This window comes from Veillonella sp. 6_1_27 (assembly GCF_000163735.1).
Lineage (GTDB): Bacteria > Bacillota > Negativicutes > Veillonellales > Veillonellaceae > Veillonella > Veillonella parvula_A.
This window is the reverse complement of sequence record NZ_GG770215.1, coordinates 140738-159663: the sequence shown is the minus strand read 5'-3', so window position 1 is coordinate 159663 and position 18926 is coordinate 140738. Positions and strand designations below refer to the sequence as shown.

General features: G+C 36.3%; 16 protein-coding genes. 2 read left to right on the top strand and 14 right to left on the bottom strand.

Annotated elements, in window-relative coordinates; genetic code table 11:
* Positions 1–56: 56 nt before the first annotated feature.
* The 9 genes from gmhA to HMPREF0874_RS00680 all read right to left on the bottom strand — a co-directional run bounded on the left by gmhA (position 57) and on the right by HMPREF0874_RS00680 (position 12288).
* The gene (gene gmhA, locus HMPREF0874_RS00720) at positions 57–626 is read right to left on the bottom strand and encodes a D-sedoheptulose 7-phosphate isomerase (protein ID WP_008600733.1); all 570 of its coding nucleotides are present in this window, start codon (positions 624–626) and stop codon (positions 57–59) included.
* Positions 626–1552 carry a dipeptidase gene (locus HMPREF0874_RS00715; protein WP_008600731.1) on the bottom strand — a complete coding sequence of 309 codons (927 nt, stop codon included), beginning with the start codon at positions 1550–1552 and terminating at the stop codon, positions 626–628. The genes gmhA and HMPREF0874_RS00715 overlap by 1 nt, the downstream gene beginning before the upstream one ends.
* A 60-nt stretch (positions 1553–1612) precedes the next feature.
* On the bottom strand, positions 1613–2104 hold the full coding sequence (nrdR, locus tag HMPREF0874_RS00710; RefSeq protein WP_004692976.1) for a transcriptional regulator NrdR: 492 nt from the start codon (positions 2102–2104) through the stop codon (positions 1613–1615).
* A 198-nt stretch (positions 2105–2302) separates the two neighbouring features.
* Positions 2303–5749, bottom strand: coding sequence for a pyruvate carboxylase (locus HMPREF0874_RS00705; protein ID WP_008600728.1), 3447 nt, complete (start codon positions 5747–5749; stop codon positions 2303–2305).
* A gap of 281 nt (positions 5750–6030) precedes the next feature.
* Complete coding sequence (locus tag HMPREF0874_RS00700; RefSeq protein WP_008600727.1) at positions 6031–7380, bottom strand: M18 family aminopeptidase; 1350 nt, start codon at positions 7378–7380, stop codon at positions 6031–6033.
* Between the two features lie 234 nt (positions 7381–7614).
* A complete protein-coding gene (locus HMPREF0874_RS00695; RefSeq protein ID WP_008600725.1) occupies positions 7615–9015 on the bottom strand; it encodes an anion permease in 1401 nt (466 codons plus the stop codon).
* A gap of 236 nt (positions 9016–9251) precedes the next feature.
* Positions 9252–10085, bottom strand: a complete 834-nt coding sequence (locus HMPREF0874_RS00690) for an Mrp/NBP35 family ATP-binding protein (RefSeq protein WP_039964899.1) — start codon at positions 10083–10085, stop codon at positions 9252–9254.
* A 120-nt stretch (positions 10086–10205) separates the two neighbouring features.
* Complete coding sequence (locus tag HMPREF0874_RS00685) at positions 10206–11399, bottom strand: PLP-dependent aminotransferase family protein (RefSeq protein ID WP_008600722.1); 1194 nt, start codon at positions 11397–11399, stop codon at positions 10206–10208.
* 151 nt (positions 11400–11550) lie between these two features.
* The gene (locus HMPREF0874_RS00680; protein ID WP_004692970.1) at positions 11551–12288 is read right to left on the bottom strand and encodes a TVP38/TMEM64 family protein; all 738 of its coding nucleotides are present in this window, start codon (positions 12286–12288) and stop codon (positions 11551–11553) included.
* Between the two features lie 240 nt (positions 12289–12528).
* Between HMPREF0874_RS00680 and HMPREF0874_RS00675 the strand changes: the two genes are divergently transcribed.
* Entirely contained in the window at positions 12529–12921 is a 393-nt protein-coding gene (locus HMPREF0874_RS00675; RefSeq protein WP_004692969.1) for a thioesterase family protein, read from the top strand.
* 144 nt (positions 12922–13065) lie between these two features.
* Here the strand turns inward: HMPREF0874_RS00675 and HMPREF0874_RS00670 are convergent, their stop codons facing one another.
* Positions 13066–14088, bottom strand: coding sequence for a branched-chain amino acid aminotransferase (locus HMPREF0874_RS00670; protein WP_004697304.1), 1023 nt, complete (start codon positions 14086–14088; stop codon positions 13066–13068).
* 287 nt (positions 14089–14375) lie between these two features.
* Here HMPREF0874_RS00670 and HMPREF0874_RS00665 point away from each other — a divergent pair, with 287 nt between their 5' ends.
* Positions 14376–15038, top strand: coding sequence for a fumarylacetoacetate hydrolase family protein (locus HMPREF0874_RS00665; protein WP_008600718.1), 663 nt, complete (start codon positions 14376–14378; stop codon positions 15036–15038).
* A 172-nt stretch (positions 15039–15210) separates the two neighbouring features.
* Here the strand turns inward: HMPREF0874_RS00665 and HMPREF0874_RS00660 are convergent, their stop codons facing one another.
* The 4 genes from HMPREF0874_RS00660 to HMPREF0874_RS00645 all read right to left on the bottom strand — a co-directional run bounded on the left by HMPREF0874_RS00660 (position 15211) and on the right by HMPREF0874_RS00645 (position 18817).
* The gene (locus HMPREF0874_RS00660) at positions 15211–15708 is read right to left on the bottom strand and encodes a methylated-DNA--[protein]-cysteine S-methyltransferase (RefSeq protein ID WP_008600716.1); all 498 of its coding nucleotides are present in this window, start codon (positions 15706–15708) and stop codon (positions 15211–15213) included.
* A gap of 102 nt (positions 15709–15810) precedes the next feature.
* Positions 15811–16590, bottom strand: a complete 780-nt coding sequence (locus HMPREF0874_RS00655; RefSeq protein ID WP_004697284.1) for a protein-ADP-ribose hydrolase — start codon at positions 16588–16590, stop codon at positions 15811–15813.
* A 108-nt stretch (positions 16591–16698) separates the two neighbouring features.
* Positions 16699–17466 (bottom strand): putative quinol monooxygenase, encoded by a 768-nt coding sequence (locus HMPREF0874_RS00650; protein WP_004697240.1) that lies wholly within the window; start codon positions 17464–17466, stop codon positions 16699–16701.
* 10 nt (positions 17467–17476) lie between these two features.
* Positions 17477–18817: a radical SAM protein gene (locus tag HMPREF0874_RS00645; RefSeq protein ID WP_004697362.1), complete on the bottom strand. Its 1341-nt coding sequence runs from the start codon at positions 18815–18817 to the stop codon at positions 17477–17479.
* Between the last annotated feature and the right edge of the window lie 109 nt (positions 18818–18926).

The window sequence follows — 18926 nt, the reverse complement described above, 5'->3', positions numbered from 1 at the left end:
AATTTAAATAAATTTTTAATTGAAACAATGTGTATCTATGAGTAAAAACCTATCGGTTAATAATCTTCTTCAATAATTTCGCACATAATGTGGCCAGCTAAGATATGCATTTCTTGAATGCGTGCTGTCACATTACTAGGAATAGCCAGCGTAATATCACATAGTTCGGCTAGTTTGCCACCGCCTTCCCCAGTGAAAGCAATGGTATGCATACCGATAGAACGGGCCATTTCTGCAGCTTTTACAACATTCTTGGAGTTACCAGATGTAGAAATACCGATGAGAACATCACCTGTACGGCCTAAGCCCTCTACTTGACGTGCAAAAACAGATTCAAAATCATAGTCATTCGCAATAGCTGTTAATGCAGATGTATCAGTAGTTAATGCAATGCCTGCAAGAGAGCGCCGTTCCTTTTTAAAGCGACAAATCAATTCAGCTGCTAAATGTTGAGAGTCCGCCGCAGAGCCACCATTACCACAGAACAAAATTTTATTACCATTTTCTAAAGCCGCTTTACAGCGATATCCGATTTCTTGAATGGTATCCATATGTTCCATCGTTTTACCAAACACTTCAAGATGCTCTGTAAAACGATCAGCAATGATTGGATTTAAATCAGTCATTATAAAATCTCCTTTAATAGTCTATCTGCATTTTTCCAGAATAACTTTTCACATTGTTCCACAGATAAACCTGCCTCTTTAAAAGCATCATAAAGACGACTCATTTGAGACATATCTGCAATCTCTGTGTCGGGTGGAATCCCATCAAAATCAGTTCCTAATGCCACTACATCTTCACCGCCCTTGTCGATGAGATATAGACCATGTTTAACAATATCTTCAATGCGACTAATTGGCGATGTGCCGAGAAAATTCTGTGCAAAATTAAGTCCTATAATACCGCCCTTATTAGCGATAAGTCTAATAAGATTGTCCGGCAAATTTCTTGTATGAGCCCGAACTTCCCGTGCATTTGAATGAGATGCTATAAAAGGAACATCTAGAATATCTCCTAGTTGCTCTGTACCAGCATCATTAAGATGAGAGCAATCAACAATTATCCCTAACTCTTGCATAGCTTCTACAAATTCAACACCTTTAGATGTTAATTTTTTATGTTGCTCACCACAGTGTGGCTCGCCAAGTCCATTTGGATAGTTCCATGTTAGCGTTATAAGTCTGACTCCATCTTGGTAAGCTTGTTTAAGTTTATTTAAATCGCCACCTAGCACTCCACCTTCCTCAATAGACATGAGCGCCCCAATCTTACCAGACTTGTATACAGACTCTACATCTTGATAAGAGAGCACATGTTGTATGTGCTCTCCATAGTTATGAATTTGTGATACACACAAATTACGCATCTCTTCATAGCGACCATAAGGGTCATTCGTCTCACCCATATTAATAAAGAGTGCAAAGTCTTGTATCTTGCTATGAGCCTTTTGTAATTTTTCTATATCTATTTTCCAAGTATTACGATATAAATCACCACTATCAGGATGATCTAGCAATTGCATCATCGTATCACAATGTAAATCTATCATAAAGCCTCACACATCGCTAATTTCAAAACTATGTATAACCAATCAGTAATACAGAATCAATTATTCTTCTACAACAGGTTTGCGTTTTGGCTTTTTAGCATCTAACTTCTTCAGAGCTTTTAACTCTTCCATAAAGCTATCAATATTATCAAACTTACGATATACACTAGCAAAACGAACATATGCAACTTGATCTATGTCTTTCAGTTGTTGTAACACAAGCTCACCAATGCGATCAGTTGTAACCTCTTGGTTAATTTCATTCCGAATGTCACGCTCCACATCATTAACTACTTGCTCCATCACAGACATAGGAACTGTACGCTTATCACAAGAGCGCAATAACCCATTCAGTAGCTTACCGCGGTCAAATAATTCACGTCGTCCATTTTTCTTCAATACCATTAGTGGTACTTCTTCTATAATTTCATAGGTAGTAAAGCGACGGCCACAATTGATACATTCACGGCGACGGCGAATACTATTACCTTCATCAGTCGTTCTAGAGTCTGTTACCTTCGTGTCTGTGTGTTGGCAATAAGGACATCTCATCTGTTACTACTCCTTTTCTACTAATCATTCTGAAATAACGCATAATACGCCCATTTTCTCTATATTATATAGTACCATGAAACCCTTGAAAATACAAAGAATCCCTAGGATTTCCTAGGGATTCTTCCATTATTCTTCAATTTTTCATCTTATGAAATACTTGAGAAATAATATTTTTAATTTTAAATGATTGTTAGCTTATCGTTTTAAAGCATCTTCAATACGAAGCAAGCAGTCACCAGATTCGATACGGCTACCTTCACGTACAAGAATTTCTTCTACGATACCATCAATAGGAGCTGTAATTGTTGTTTCCATTTTCATCGCTTCTGTAACGATCAATGGTTCACCTTTAGTTACAGATTGACCATTCTTAATAAGGATCTTAACAACGGAACCAGACAATGTAGCACCAATTTCACCAGGGTTAGATTCATCCGCTTTGCGACGAACAACACCAGTTGTCTTAGCATGTTTATCATGAACCTTAATGCTACGAGGTTGACCATTAAACTCGAACAATACGATGCGGTTACCATCTTCATCAGGTTCAGAGAAACCATTCATCTTGATAATCAGTGTCTTACCTTTTTCAATGGTTACTTGAATTTCTTCGCCCCGTTTCATACCAAAGAAGAATGTTGGAGTATCTAATACAGATACATCGCCAAAGTCTTTTACAAATTTATTGTAATCTTGGTAAACCTTAGGATACAAGCAATATGCACTAATATCTTCATCAGTTGTTTGGGCTCCCATTTCACTTAATTCATGACGAATATGTTCAAAATCTGTTGGAGGTAATACAGCACCAGGGCGAACTGTGATTGGGCGAGCACCTTTCAAGATGATTTTTTGTAATTTTTCAGGGAAGCCTTGATATGGAGTACCAAGACGGCCTTCAAAGAATTCAACTACGGATTGAGGGAAATCCAATACATCGCCTTTTTCGTAGATATCTTTTTCAGTTAAGTTGTTTTGTACCATGTACAATGTCATATCCCCTACCACTTTAGAGGATGGTGTAACTTTAATGATATCACCAAACATCATGTTTACTTGGTGGTACATTTTCTTAATATCTGTCCAACGATCACCAAGCCCTACCATTTTAGCTTGTTGTTGCAAGTTAGAGTATTGTCCGCCTGGCATTTCATGTTGATATACTTCAGTATTAGGATATGCTTCTGCTTTATCTACACCTTTGTAATATGGTCTGATACTACCAAAATAATGAGACATTTCTTCCATATAGTCGATGTTCATTTCTGGTTGACGTTCATGACCGGACAACGCATAGTACATGGAATTCATACTAGGTTGAGAAGTACCATTAGCAAAAGCAGAGTACGCTAAGTCGATTACATCAACACCAGCATCTACAGCGCGGCCATATGTATAGATAGAGTTACCGGAGCCTTCATGAGTATGTAAGTGAATTGGAACAGAGACAGCATCTTTCAAGGCAGATACCAAGTTATAAGAAGCTTGTGGTTTTAAAAGGCCGGCCATATCTTTAATGGCAATAATATTGGCACCAGCTTTTTCAAGCTCTTTTGCCATATTTACATAATAATCCAAATTGTATTTTGTACGAGCACCATCAAGGATATCGCCAGTGTAGCACAATGCAACTTCAGCTATTTTATTTTGTGCACGCACTTCATCGATAGCAACATGCATATTATCAAGACTATTCAAGCTATCAAATACGCGGAATACATCAATACCATTAGCAGCAGCCCGTTGAATGAATTGACGAACTACGTTGTCTGGATACGATGTGTAACCTACGGCATTTGCACCACGAAGAAGCATTTGAAGCAATGTATTTGGCACTTCACGACGGAACATGCGCAAACGCTCCCACGGATCTTCATGTAAGAATCGGTATGATACGTCAAAAGTAGCACCACCCCAACATTCTAAGGAGAATAAGTTAGGTACACCTTTTGCAGCATGACCAGCTACGCGAGCCATATCGATTGTACGAAGACGTGTAGCAAACAAGGATTGGTGGGCATCACGCCAAGTGGTATCAGTGAAGAATACTTGTTTTTGTTCCGATAACCATTTACTGAATTTATCTGGTCCAAGTTCATCAAATTTTTGTTTTGTACCAGATGCTGGACTTACATCCAAAGTAGATGGCATTTGAATCGGTTCAAAGTCAGGAACCTCTTGAGCTCCTGCACCAGAATAGCCATTAATTGTAACGTCAGCAATGTAACGTAATAATTTAGTACCACGGTCACGATCTGGTTTTAATTCGAATAATTCAGGATGTTCTTCAATGAAGTTTACATTATAAGAACCACTTTGGAATTCAGGATGTTCCAATACATTAATCAAGAAGTGAATATTTGTTTTTACACCGCGAATACGGAATTCTTTCAGGCAACGAAGCATTTTACGAATAGTTTCTTCGTTGTTAGGACCAAATGCTGTCGCTTTCACAAGCAAGGAGTCATAGTAAGGTGTTACAACGGCACCTGTAAAAGCATTACCAGAATCAAGACGGATACCAAAACCACCGGAGCTACGGTACGCCAAGATTTTACCGGTATCAGGCATAAAGTTGTTTTTAGGATCTTCTGTGGTAATACGACATTGGATAGCAGTGCCTTTACAAGGAATTTTATCCTGCTCAGGAATACCTACTTCAGGGCTATGTAAACTAAAGCCTTCAGCGATTCTAATTTGAGCATGAACAATGTCAATATCTGTAATCATTTCTGTTACAGTATGCTCTACTTGAATACGTGGATTAACTTCGATAAAGTAGAAGCTACCATCAGCAGTTACCAAAAATTCTACAGTACCTGCATTCACGTAGCCAACATTTTTCATGATTTTAACGGCAGCATCACATACAGCTTTACGAGTTTCTAATGATAACGCAAAGGCTGGCGCCATTTCAACTACTTTTTGGTGACGACGTTGAACAGAGCAATCACGTTCATGCAAATGAACTACATTGCCATGTTCATCACCTAAGATTTGAACTTCAATATGTTTAGGCTCTACGATAAGTTTTTCTACATATACATCATCATCGCCAAACGCAGCTTTCGCTTCAGATTTAGCACGATCATATGCATCTCGAAGATCTTCTTTATGATGAACTTCACGCATACCACGACCGCCGCCGCCATTAACGGCTTTAATCATCAATGGAAAACCATGTGTATCAGCAAATTCTTCTAGTTGAGCATAATCTTTTAAAGCCCCATCAGAACCTGGGATCATCGGAATTTTTGCTAATTTAGCTTGCTCACGAGCATTTACTTTATCACCAAACATATTCAAATGCTTGATTTTAGGCCCAATAAAGATAATTCCTTCTTCTTCACAACGACGAGCAAAGCCTTCATTTTCAGATAAGAAGCCATAACCTGGATGGATAGCATCGATGTCATGTTCTTTTGCAATACGGATGATATCTTCAATATCAAGATATGCGTCAACTGGTTTTTTACCTTCCCCTACGAGATAGGCTTCATCGGCTTGGTTACGGTGCAAGGATAATGTATCCTCTTTAGAGTAAATGGCTACAGTTTTAATTCCCATTTCATTACATGCACGGAACACGCGGATCGCAATTTCTCCACGGTTGGCAACCAATACGGATTTAATTTTTCTCATGTATTGCCTCCTACTAGCTTCCACAAATGTGAACTATCAGCTTTCATTTTTATTAATATATGAATATTTCCTATACTTATAGATAAATCAATATTGAGGAAAGCCTCATCAAAATTTATGATGAGGTTTTATATTCATAATAATATATACTTATTATACAATATTTTCATTATATTTAAAGGATTATACCAATTATGAAAGTATAAAATATATTTTTTACTGTTCATTACAAAAAATCATATGTCTTTCAATAATGCACATCGAATAAATTCCATTTTATATTACTTACCACCTAGAAAATGATTCATTAATCGATTTAATTGCTCTTGATCAGCTGCCCCCATCAATTCTCTAGCTGAATGCATTGCTAAAAGAGGCAAGCCTACATCAATAGTACGCATTGGTAACATAGCTGATGAAATGGAACCTACTGTAGATCCACCTGGAATATCCGAACGATTTACATAAATCTGATACTGTGCATCCGCTTCTTCACAAAGGCCTTTAACGATAGCAATGGCCTTAGCATCCCCAGCGTAAGATTGGCTACATGCAATCTTAAGGGATAGCCCTTTATTAAGTACAGGAATATTCGTAATGTCATTTTTCTCTGGATAGTTTGGGTGTAATCCGTGTGCTACATCGGAGGAAATCATAAAGCCTTTAGAGATAAAGCTGTCCATCTCTTGATTAGAATATCCTAATGCGTCATACACGCGTTTAACGAGATTTGGTAATATCATGCCAGCCCCACCTTGTTTCGTACGACTGCCCACCTCTTCGTTATCAAAGAGTATAGCACAGCGAACACCATTAACATTCATTTTTTTGGCTTGAATAATACCAGATAATACACTAAAGCAAGATGTTAAATTATCTAAACGAGGTGAGCTAATGAAATCACCTTCCGTACCGAGTACACAGCCTTGTTCCGTAGGATATAAAGTCATTTCATAAGATAATATTTCGGAAGGATCGCAATCTACTTCATCAGCTAAAAACTTTGTCCACTCATCGTATTGAGTATCTGATTCTGAAAATAAACTTGGATTATTTCTATTATTTAAAGGTTTTGTAGGATTATCTTCATTATTACGTTCCATCATCAATATAGGAAGCATTTCTTTTTGACGATTTAGTTTAACCCCATCATTAACAGAGCGATTCATATGAATAGCTAGGTTTGGAACAATAGCGATAGGCCGTTTTGTATCGACTAGAACAGAATCTACGTCAAAGGCATTTTTTCCTTTTAACACAACCGTACCTGCTGCACCTAATGGACGATCAAGCCATGTATTTTCTATAAGACCGCCATACATTTCTACATTTAACTTTGTGTATCCTTTCATAGAGGTTATAGGGTTTGGTTTAACACGAATAGCAGGAAAATCTGTATGAGCCGACGCAATACGTAATGTATGTTCTGGTTTCTTCCCTATATGAAAGGCAAATAAGGTGGTGCCGAACACGTTAACTACATAAGAACCAGAGTCTAACTGCCACTCATCTTCTAAACTGAGCTCTGTAAATCCTGAGTCCAATAGCATTTGTAAACTTGTATCTACTGTGTGATACGGAGATGTACAAGCGCCAATATACTTTAATAATTGTTCATTATCAAACTTCATAGGTCCCTCCTATGCACAAATCATATAAAATTTGTACAATTAGCTTGAATAATTTATTATGTATATTATTTTACAATATTTACATTAATTATCTATTAACTACTCATATTTTATCACAAAAAGCCGCCCCTATCGGGACGGCTTTTTATATACGATGTAAATGCATAGTACACTAAGTCTAATAGGTTTAAAGTACATGCCATTACAATCCTATAAAATTGTCAGTACTAAATTTTACCACATACCAATCAACTTCATCCATACAGAGCCAAGACCCATGAAGATAATTAAGTTGATTACAGATGTGAAGAAACCAAGTTTCCACCATATATTTTGAGGAACATAACCAGTATTAAAGATTACTGGAGATGGACCTGCTGCATAGTGAGTCAAAGACATACACAAGTTAGATGTGAATGCAATCATCAACAATGTCAACATAGGTGGGGCACCTGCAGAAATAGCGATTGCAGAGAATGCTACGAACATCGCAGAAATATGCGCTGTTAAGGATGCAAATACATAGTGAGCATATGTATTAACAAGAACAGCTACAACAAAGGCAATTACCCAAGAGCCTTCTGGAATATAACCACCCACTTGAACTGTAGCCCATTTGATAAAGCCCAATTTGGAAAGGAATCCGGCAAAGCCCATCAATGTACCCATCCAAACCAATGTATCCCAAGCACCCTTTTCACTCTTAACATCGTCCCAAATTAGAACGCCTGTAGCAAGTAAAATAGAAATACCTAAGAATGCAACAGTTGTAGCATCAAGTTTTGTAAATTGAGACGTAGCCCACAATACTAATGCTAAAATAAATACGCCAAGCATTACCCATTCTTGGAAAGAAATCTTGCCAAGACCTTTTAACTCTTCGCGAATCATTTGTTGAGCTTCACGAGCATCTTTGATTTCCGGTGGATATACTTTATAAATGAAATACGGCATAATAATCAATGCAATAATACCAGGTACGATAGCTGCCATAGCCCAGTCGCCCCATGTAATACCAATACCAAAAGATTGAAGCGCTAATGCTGCAACCAATGTATTACCAGCCATGGATGTTTGGAACATCGCAGATGTAATCGTATTTACTTGGTAAATTGATTGCATCAAGAAAGAACCAATTTTACGAGGTCCATCTTGTGGTTCAGAACCGAAAGCTTTTGCTAAGCTAGTTGTAATTGGCATGATTACACCGCCTACACGAGCTGTGTTAGATGGTGTTGCGGGAGCTAAAATCAAATCAGACAAAGCCAATGCATAGGCCAAACGCAAGGAGCTACTACCAAAAGCAGAAATCAAATTATAAGCAATACGTTTCCCCAAACCAGTTTTAATAAAGCCACGAGAGAATAAGAAAGCACCTACAATTAGCCAGATTGCAGAGTTAGCAAAACCTGAAATACCTTCACTAATCTTTAATGTGCCTGTCAATGCAGCAACAGTAATAACAACGATAGATACGCCACCAATCGGTAACGGCTGAGTAATGAAGCCTACGATAGTAGCTACAAAGATTGCAAATAAATGCCATGACTGAGGAGTTAATCCCTCTGGAGTTGGAACAAACCACAGACCTAAACCAAAGGCTGCTGGAATGATCCAGTTCAATAGTTTTTTCATACACATACGTCCTACATAGGAAAACATTAAAATTAAACCAATATATGCCAATACACCCTATAGTATCATGTTAAGAAAAATAAAAATCTATACTAACTATGTTCAGCATATCTGTAGTAAGAGAATTAAAGATATAATTCTATCTTCCTACCATAAATATAACATAATTCACCATAAAAAGATGTGATAAAAAGCTGTGCATTTATAAATACACAGCTTTCATCATCATATGAATCCTATTCAGGTAGAGATACGTCTTCTAAATTTGTTTTTTCGATAGACTCAATATTACCTTTATCGCAAAGGTTTGCAATAGTTGGGTCAATTGGTAAACGGTTCAACAATAATAGACCGTATTTTTGAAGGATTTCTTCGATGTGGCTTTCACCAAAAATTTGATAATCCTTACCGTTATCTGGGCAATGGAAGTAAGAGTAGTTTTCCACCACACCAATAATAGGCACTTGCATTAAATCAGCCATTTTAACTGCTTTTTCAACAATCATGGATACCAAGTCTTGAGGAGATGTAACGATAATAATACCGTCCAATTTCAAGGATTGATATACAGTAATCGCTACGTCACCTGTTCCCGGTGGCATATCAACAAATAAATAATCGATGTCTTTCCAAATAACATCTGTATAAAATTGTTTTACTACATTACCTAAAATAGGACCACGCCATAAAACAGGATCTGTATCGTTTTCCAAAAGGAGGTTAACAGACATAACGTCAATACCGCCTTTAGATTTTACAGGATACATACCGATTTCGTCAGCATATGCCTTTTCCTTAATGCCAAACATCTTAGGAATAGAAGGACCTGTAATATCCGCATCGAGGATACCTACTTTGTAACCTTTACGCGCCATTGTAATGGCCATCAAGCTGGTAACGGAGGATTTACCTACGCCACCTTTGCCAGATACTACACCAATTACATGTTTAACAGAACTAAGCTCGTGTAATTGAGCTGTAAGATCTTGAGGTTGTTGAGACGCGCCACCACCGCAACCAGAAGATTGAGATGGGCATCCGCCACAATCACTGCTGCTACCGCAACCCATAGTAAACACCTACTTTCTTTGAGGCTATACCTCACATCTATATTAAAAACTTTTTTATATGGTAAACACAATGTATCTACGCCTACATTGTATCACGTTATATCAAAAATTATCAATATATTACTCACCACAAAATTCTTTAGTTAACCCGCCGAGAATTTCCATCCCCTTTGTAATTTCCTCTACTGTTGGTACCGTATAGCTCAAACGAAATGCATGACCTGCTCCTGCTCCATCTGCTGCAAAGGCACCACATTTAATAATCCCAACATTGCGGTCCATACAAGTTTCAAAGAATACATCACAATCTACATCCTCAGGCATCGTCATCCATGCAAACATACCACCTGTAGGTTGTGTCAAATGAACTTTAGAACTCGCATACTTTTTAAAAGCGTTAAGTAAAGCTTCACATTTCATTTTATATACTTTTCGTACATTATCTAAATGAGCATCGTAATCAATGGTATCAAGAACCTTCGCTACCACCTTTTGAGTTACTAATGGCATTTGACCGGCCGTATTATTTTTTAATGCTTGGATAGCTTCAATAACTTTAGTTGGGCCAAATAAGAAGCCTACACGCAAGCCTGCAGATAATGTTTTAGAATAAGAACCTGCATACAGAACACGATCTTCTGTGTCGAAGGATTTGAACGTTGGAATATATTCTCCGGCGAAACGAATTTCACCATATGGATCATCTTCATAGATAAATAAATCATATTTAGATGCAATAGCATAAATCTCCTTACGGCGCTCTAAAGGCATAGTAATGCCTGTTGGATTCTGGAAGTTGGGAATTAGATAAATATATTTACCTTTACCAGATTGAGCCGCTTTTTCTAACTCACCCGGAATCATACCGTACTCGTCAGTTTTAATACCTATTGCTTTACCGCCCATGTTGCGCACAGAGTTAATAGCACTGGTGAAAGTAAATTCATCCATATACACTTCATCGCCTGGTTCTAAAACTGTAATTGGTACAAGACCTAATAATTGACCTGCACCATTGGAAATAATGAGACCTTGTCCTTCCGAATTCATCTTATGAGTTTGTACTAAACGTTCTAACGTAAGTTCTGCTAAATGTGCATCACCTTGCATTGGACCATATTGTAAAAGGCTCATAGGATTAGAATGCACAACTTCATCAAAAGCCCTTTCGATGACCTCTACCGGTATCGCTTCTGGCGCAGGATTACCAATACCAAAGCTAATAAAGCCTTCCACGCCTACACCACGTTCAAATACTTCACGAATAAAATTAGGACCTTTTAAGGTTACACGTTCAGGAAGAGAAAAGCTCATACTATCGCCTCTTTCATATATACTATGTAGAAAACACTTCTAAGTAGAAAATATTACTAACATCAAGAATTAAGAATATTACATTATTAAAACGTAAGCAGCCTATAGTTAATTAGTTATTTTGTAATGGCTTACCTAATTAGACTTTATATTACGCATTAGGATCATGCTCTTGTTCCGCATTTTTCTTATTAATATAGTTCTTATATACTTTCCAAAGAATGAAGTATACAACACCTGCAACAAGAACAATAATTCCTAATCGTCCCATATTTTCTTGGAAATTTACAATATCTGTACCAATAGCTACTTCTAAAGCCGTAGATGGAAATTTACCAATCAAGTTTGCCAATATATAATCTCTAGGTTTGATTTTACTAATGGCCCCTAAGGCGGTAATGACTCCAGATGGAAAATACGGTAAGGATCGTGCAAATAACATGACCACAAAACCATTTTTACCGGAAAAATCATCTACTTTCATCAATACCGTACTCTTAGCAATCAACTTGTCCGCTGTATCACGTAAGAAGTAACGCATAATATAAAAGCTAATGACTACACCAATTGTTTCAGCCAACCAAGAAATAATGATCCCTGGCCACATACCAAATACTAAACCATTAGCTGTAGATATGAAAATTGACGGTAAAAAGCCTACGGCGTTAACAAAAATATCGAGGACCATACTCACCAACATGGCCATAGGGCCAAAACTTTGAATATACTCCGCTACCTCTTCCATAGAGCCACTTGTTGCTAAGTGCCACATGGTCGGATAAAATGTAGGATCTACAATATTTATAATAATTAATAAAACAATAAAACCTATGCCTGCTATTAACTGTACCCAACCTTCACCAGAAGGTTTTAAATTTCTTTTACTCATATATACCTCGTATAAAAAAGACTAGCTTCATTATATCACGTATTCTATAGAACAGTTATAACTAGTTACATTTCTTTAATTTGAATAGCTTTTTTAATATATTTAAAATTGATAACCGATATAGCATTAGAGGTGTATACATATATCTATAAAATATGTATCATTACATTAGCATAAAAATTATCGAAAGATGTATAATACTATTATAACGAGAATTTTCTTAATGAAAGAAGGTATAATATGGTATCAGCAGGTCAAACAGCTACGGCTACTGTAACAGTTACAGAATCTAATATTGCTAAAACAATGAAATCTGGTTCTTTAGATGTCTTTGCCACACCAGCCATGTGCGCTTTAATGGAAGAAGCGGCTCAAGCAGCAGTACAACCATACTTAGAAGAAGGTGAAGGCACTGTAGGTATTGCTTTATCCATCACCCATGAAGCCCCTACTCCACTTGGTGCAACAGTAACAGCAAAAGCTATTGTAAGCGCCGTAGAAGGTCGCAAAATCACATTCGATATCGAAGCTTCTGATGGCATTGGTATTATCGGTCGTGGTACACATGAACGCTTTGTCATTAACAACGAAAAATTTATGGCTAAAGTGCATAGTAGAGCAAACGCTAACTAAATATAGCTAGAATATTTATCAATCAAAATCATTAGTTTACTAATATCTTTAGCAGAATAAAAAACGGCATCTATCATACGGTAGATGCCGTTTTTATATACTTTCATGTTTGCATAATTAAATCATATTTGCATAGTTAAATAATTAGCAAATTTTAACTACCCAGCCTTCAGGAGCTTCGATTTCACCATGTTGAATGCCAAGTAATGTGTCATATAATTTTTTAGTGATAGGACCCATATCATCCATGCCAGCAGGAACATTAATAGTGCCTTCTGGAGTATCGATTTGACCTACTGGAGAAATAACAGCCGCTGTACCACAAAGACCAATTTCAGCAAAGTCTTTTAATTCATCTTTATGAACAGGACGATGTTCTACAGTCATACCAAGGTAGTGTTCTGCTACATACATCAAAGAACGACGTGTAATGGATGGCAAGATACTATCAGATTTAGGTGTAACTAATTTACCATCTTTAGTAATAAAGATGAAGTTAGCACCACCAGTTTCTTCTACATGTGTACGAGTAGCCGCATCAAGATACATATTTTCTGCATAGCCTTCATTATGAGCATCAGTGATAGCATACAAACTCATAGCATAATTCAAACCAGCTTTAATATGGCCAGTACCATGAGGAGCTGCACGATCAAAATCAGTAATACGAATTTTGATTGGTTTAGCACCACCTTTAAAGTAAGGGCCTACTGGTGTTGTAAACACACGGAATTGATATTCATCAGCAGGTTTTACACCGATAACGGAGTTTGTACCCATCATGTAAGGACGAATATAAAGGCTTGCACCATGACCATATGGAGGAACAAAGTCTTTATTTGCTTTTACAACTTCTTTTACAGCTTCGAGGAAACGACCTTCAGGTAATGTAGGCATTACAAGGCGTTCACAGGATTGATTCAAACGTTCTGCATTCAAATCTGGACGGAAGCATACGATGTGACCATCTTTTGTATAGTATGCTTTCAAACCTTCAAAAACAGTTTGAGCGTATTGGAATACACCAGCACATTCATTAAGGACAACGTTAGCATCAGTAATTAGACCACCTTCGTCCCATTTACCATCTTTATATGTAGTCAAATAACGGTAGTCGGTTTCTACATAACCAAAACCGAGATTATCCCAATCGATATTCTTGCTCATAACAATAACCTCCATTTATATTGATATACACTTAATCTTATCACTATCATCTTGTATTTTCAATAGATTCTATAGAGATGATAAATTATATATACAGATATAGTATCTATTAAGATATATCATCTATACATAGGTAACATATTAATAGATATGTATATTATCAAATAGACGACCAGCTATACTATCGTTAAATATATAAATTATTTCTTTACAGTATAGCTACCGCCCTATTTATATTATAATAATTGCAGATATACATTATCCTAATTTACTAGGAGGGCCCTATTATGAACGAAAATAAACATTTTTTAATTCCTAATCCTAAAAGTATCATTTGTATTGGCCTTAACTACGCTGATCATATTGCTGAAACTAGTCTACCTACACATAATTTTCCAGAAATCTTTATGAAAACATCAAATGCTCTTGCAGGTAATCATGATACAATTACCATTGAAGACGAAACTTTCCATTACGATTATGAAGGAGAATTAGTTATCATCATTGGTAAATCTGGCAAAAATATATTTCCAGAACATGCGAAAGACCATATCTTAGGTTATACAATTGGCAATGATGTTTCCGCCCGTAGCTTACAGTTTAGAGGCTCCCAATGGATTCTTGGCAAATCACTTGATCACTTTGCTCCTATTGGTCCTACTATTGTATCTCCTGATGATTTTGACTTTGAAAGTGCTACTATTACGACAACAGTAAATGGTGAACAACGTCAACACGCCAAGCTAGAACAGATGATTTTTAAGCCTTATGACATTATTGCCTTTTTATCAACATATATGACGCTCCAAAAAGGTGACATTATCTTTACAGGTACGCCTAGTGGTGTAGTATTAGGTAAAAATGAAAGTAAATATTCTTGGCTAAAACCAGGAGATACTGTTACAGTTTCCATAAGTGGTATTGGCACCTTAGAAAATAAATTTATTTAAAATAAGTAAATTATTAAAGTATTGTATTTGCTCGTATTCTAATTATTACGATATCTATTTACATTACAACTAACTATATCTAAACACAAAAAGAGATTACTGTTATGTATATCTACGGATAAATAGAAGTAATCTCTTTTATTATTATCTAAGTTTTATATTTACTATTACTTTATTTATGCTCCGACTCTAGGTCTAGCATATATTTCTTACGTTCAATGCCCCCTGCATAGCCTGTTAACTGGCCATTACTACCAATAACACGGTGACAAGGAACGATGATAGAAATTGGATTATGCCCTACAGCCCCCCCTACGGCTTGAGCAGAGAATTTCTCTTTACCTTGTTCCTGTGCAATCTGTTTACCAATATCTCCATATGTTGTAGTTTCACCATAAGGAATTGTCTGTAATATAGACCATACGGATTTACGGAACTCAGTACCTTCTAACTGGATGGGAGGGGTAATAAAAGGCTTTTTACCATTAAAGTATTGATTTAGCCACATAATTGTTACTTCAAATGGACCTGTTAGTTGCTCTATATACTCCGCATCATCATAACTAGGTGCATGAGCTTCATCAATAAAAAATAAATCTGTTAAGTATGATAATGTACCAAGCATAATCATAGTTCCTAATGGACTTTCATAGGTATATTTATAATTCATAGTACATTAACTCCTTCTTAAGATAACAAATCATTCAATACCTTTTGTATATCATTATTAAATGATACAGCATTTTTATGAATTTCAAAAGGAGTCTCTTATTTATCCCAATAGTTTGTTATAGATGTCATAATCTATATCCTTAAATACATTAAATACCACTTGTATTTTACTATTTGTTTCTTTTAAATATGTTCGTACCGTATCTATGGCAATCTGTGCTGCTTCTTCATTAGGGAATCTAAACTCACCGGTAGAAATACAACAGAATGCAATGGAGTGTAAGTTATAAGCATTAGCTAACTTTAGGCAGGATCGATAGCAAGAGGCTAGCTTATTTCGTTCTTTATCTGTTACAGCTTCACAAATTATAGGTCCCACAGTGTGAAGTACATGCTTTGCCGGTAAATTATACCCATAGGTCATACGAGCCACACCGGTCTTTTCAGGCATATCTAAATACTCTATCATTCTATTACACTCCATACGGAGCTCAATACCCGCAAAGGTATGGATAGCATTATCGATACATTTATGGTTAGGAGCAAAGCATCCAAGCAATTGATTATTGGCAGCATTAACAATGGCATCAACAGCTAATCGAGTAATATCACCTTGCCACAAATAGATTTGAGATTCTCGCTCTTCCATATCGTTAATCGTAACGATGCCTTTTTCATGAGCCAATATATTTAAATATTCATCCTCTACCTTCATCCACTCAGCGGGCATGGCTCCTGCTGGACGAATATTACATAGTGCTCTAAATAGAGTAAATTGTTCTTCTTCATTTACTGGAATATCTATATGTTCGTTATATTTCTCTTTATATTCTGCTACCAATCCCTCTAAAAGATAGCTCAATCGTTCTTGTTGTGTCATATATAACTCCTAAATAGAATTAACTAGATTATAACCTATTATATAGCAAAAAACTGCTAGCACATAATATGCTAGCAGTAACTTTACTGATTAGTATTTTATCAAAGACTAAGGTCTAACAAAAGCTTGACCACCATGGTTTACGAGGATATCCCCATCTAATACTTTAGTAGTAACCCCTTGTAGACTACCTTGGATTTGGCTCATCATAAAGCGATAGCCTGGACTATTCAAGTGTTTAGTAAGCGCTTCCTGATCGCTATAGATCTGAATGACGTACCAGCGATTTTTTGCGTTTCTTTCACGAAGCACATAACCAGCTTTATAACCCGCATCATCTCGAACGGCACGTTCCATATCGAGTTGATATTGTCGTTGTACCGTATCGATTTCATTGCTATCAACAGTAAACTCAGTTAAGGTCACTACTGCCTTACCATCATTTACAATGGATAATGCATCTTTCTTTTCAAATAAAAGTACAGACTGCACATCGTACATCTTACGATTTGTTAATTTAGAACCAACTTCATTAACAAATGCTTGATAATGGTCAGATTTGCGATGTGTTTCAATAGCAGCTAAATCTTTATAGATTTCAACTACATAAGACTCCGAAGGATTACCTTTTACATGCGCCACATTCATGGACAATGTATTAGGTTCTTTTTCCATAGATGCTGTCAGATTAGCTACACCTGCACTATTATAAGTGCCTTGTAACTCTACAGGTACTTCGAAACGATACATACCTACGCTAGGTGCTGTATCTACAGATTGATCCCGTTCCATAACAAGAGCTGCAAAAGATGTACTTACACCTAATACGGCAATAGCAGATGTTAGTACAATACGTTTTAATAAATTTTTATTCATACATACTCCTTTACATATATCTTGATAGCTTCTCAGCAAACAAACCGATACGCTTATAAGTTAACAACTCACATACTTTTGATGTAAATTGTCCAAATCTACGATAAAAGAAATTAAAAGTTAGATATGCTGGTATTGTACCGATAGTTTTAGGCATGCGACGAAATATATTTTTTATGGAATATAGCTCTTTATAGATCCACAGATACCCTTTTTCTAATTCTTCTTTAGACATACCAAGTGGCGTTACAACTACGTGAGACGTATTGTATTTAGACAAATCATAATCAAAAATTCTATTTTGAGCTGCCATTCTCTTGTAGAATTCAGTACCTGGGTATGGTGTGACAATATGTGATGTAATCGTATCAATTTTCTGGCTAATAATCCAATCTAACGTATTTTTAAAAGTCTCTGGTGTATCTCCATCTAAGCCAAATACAAAGCTAGCATTAACCATGATGCCACGCTTATGTAATTCGTTAATAAGTCGTTCAAACTCTTCACGATTATTTTGCATTTTATGAACACTAGATAAAGATTTGGGGCTGATACTTTCAAAACCAATAAATAAACTCTGGCAACCAGTCTCTTTCATTAAATCCATCAATTCAGGGTATTGTCCTATTTTCATAGTAACCGCTGCATTCCAGTTTAACTTCAAAGGTTTAATACGTTCTAAAAACTGTTTAGTCCAAGAAATATTACCAATAAAATTATCATCAATAAACATAATATGTTTTGTACCTAATCTTTTGATATCTCTCAACACATCCTCTATATTGCGATTAATATATTGGTGTGTTCCAGAACTATTATAGCAAAAATCGCACTTATGAGGACAACTTCGACTAGTAGAAACAACGTTATACCATAAGTAATCGGTCTTATCTATCAAATCATATGCTGGTGATGCAATATCATCTCCAGATTCTAAGGGCGCAGAAACATATTGAGATTGCAATCGACCATGTTTAGCATCTTCTATAATTTGAGGCCATGTATTTTCTGCGAAACCTATACAAAGGCTATCAAATGCCTCCTTAGGTACGGTATCGAATGCTGTCGTAATATGTATACCACCAGCAATCACCTTAGCCCCTTTCTTTCTATATAGAGCTGCAATTTCTATTGCTCTAGGCAATACATCAACAGTCACCGCGATGCCTACTAAATCAGGTACATCATTAAAATCTATTTCTCTAATATTTTCATTTTCAATTGTGACCTCACACTCATGCCGAATAATATTAGCCACAGTTAATAGTCCTAAATGTGGGGACATACGTATTTTTAAATCTGTATCCATAGGACGCTTCAACATACGTGGTTGAATCAATTTAACTTTCATATAAAACCTCTTATATAACATACTCTTACATTATTATAAAAGATTATGAGTCCTTTTGCATATAAAAACATCCTATCTATGAAAACTATATTGAGTAATATTAGTTCCA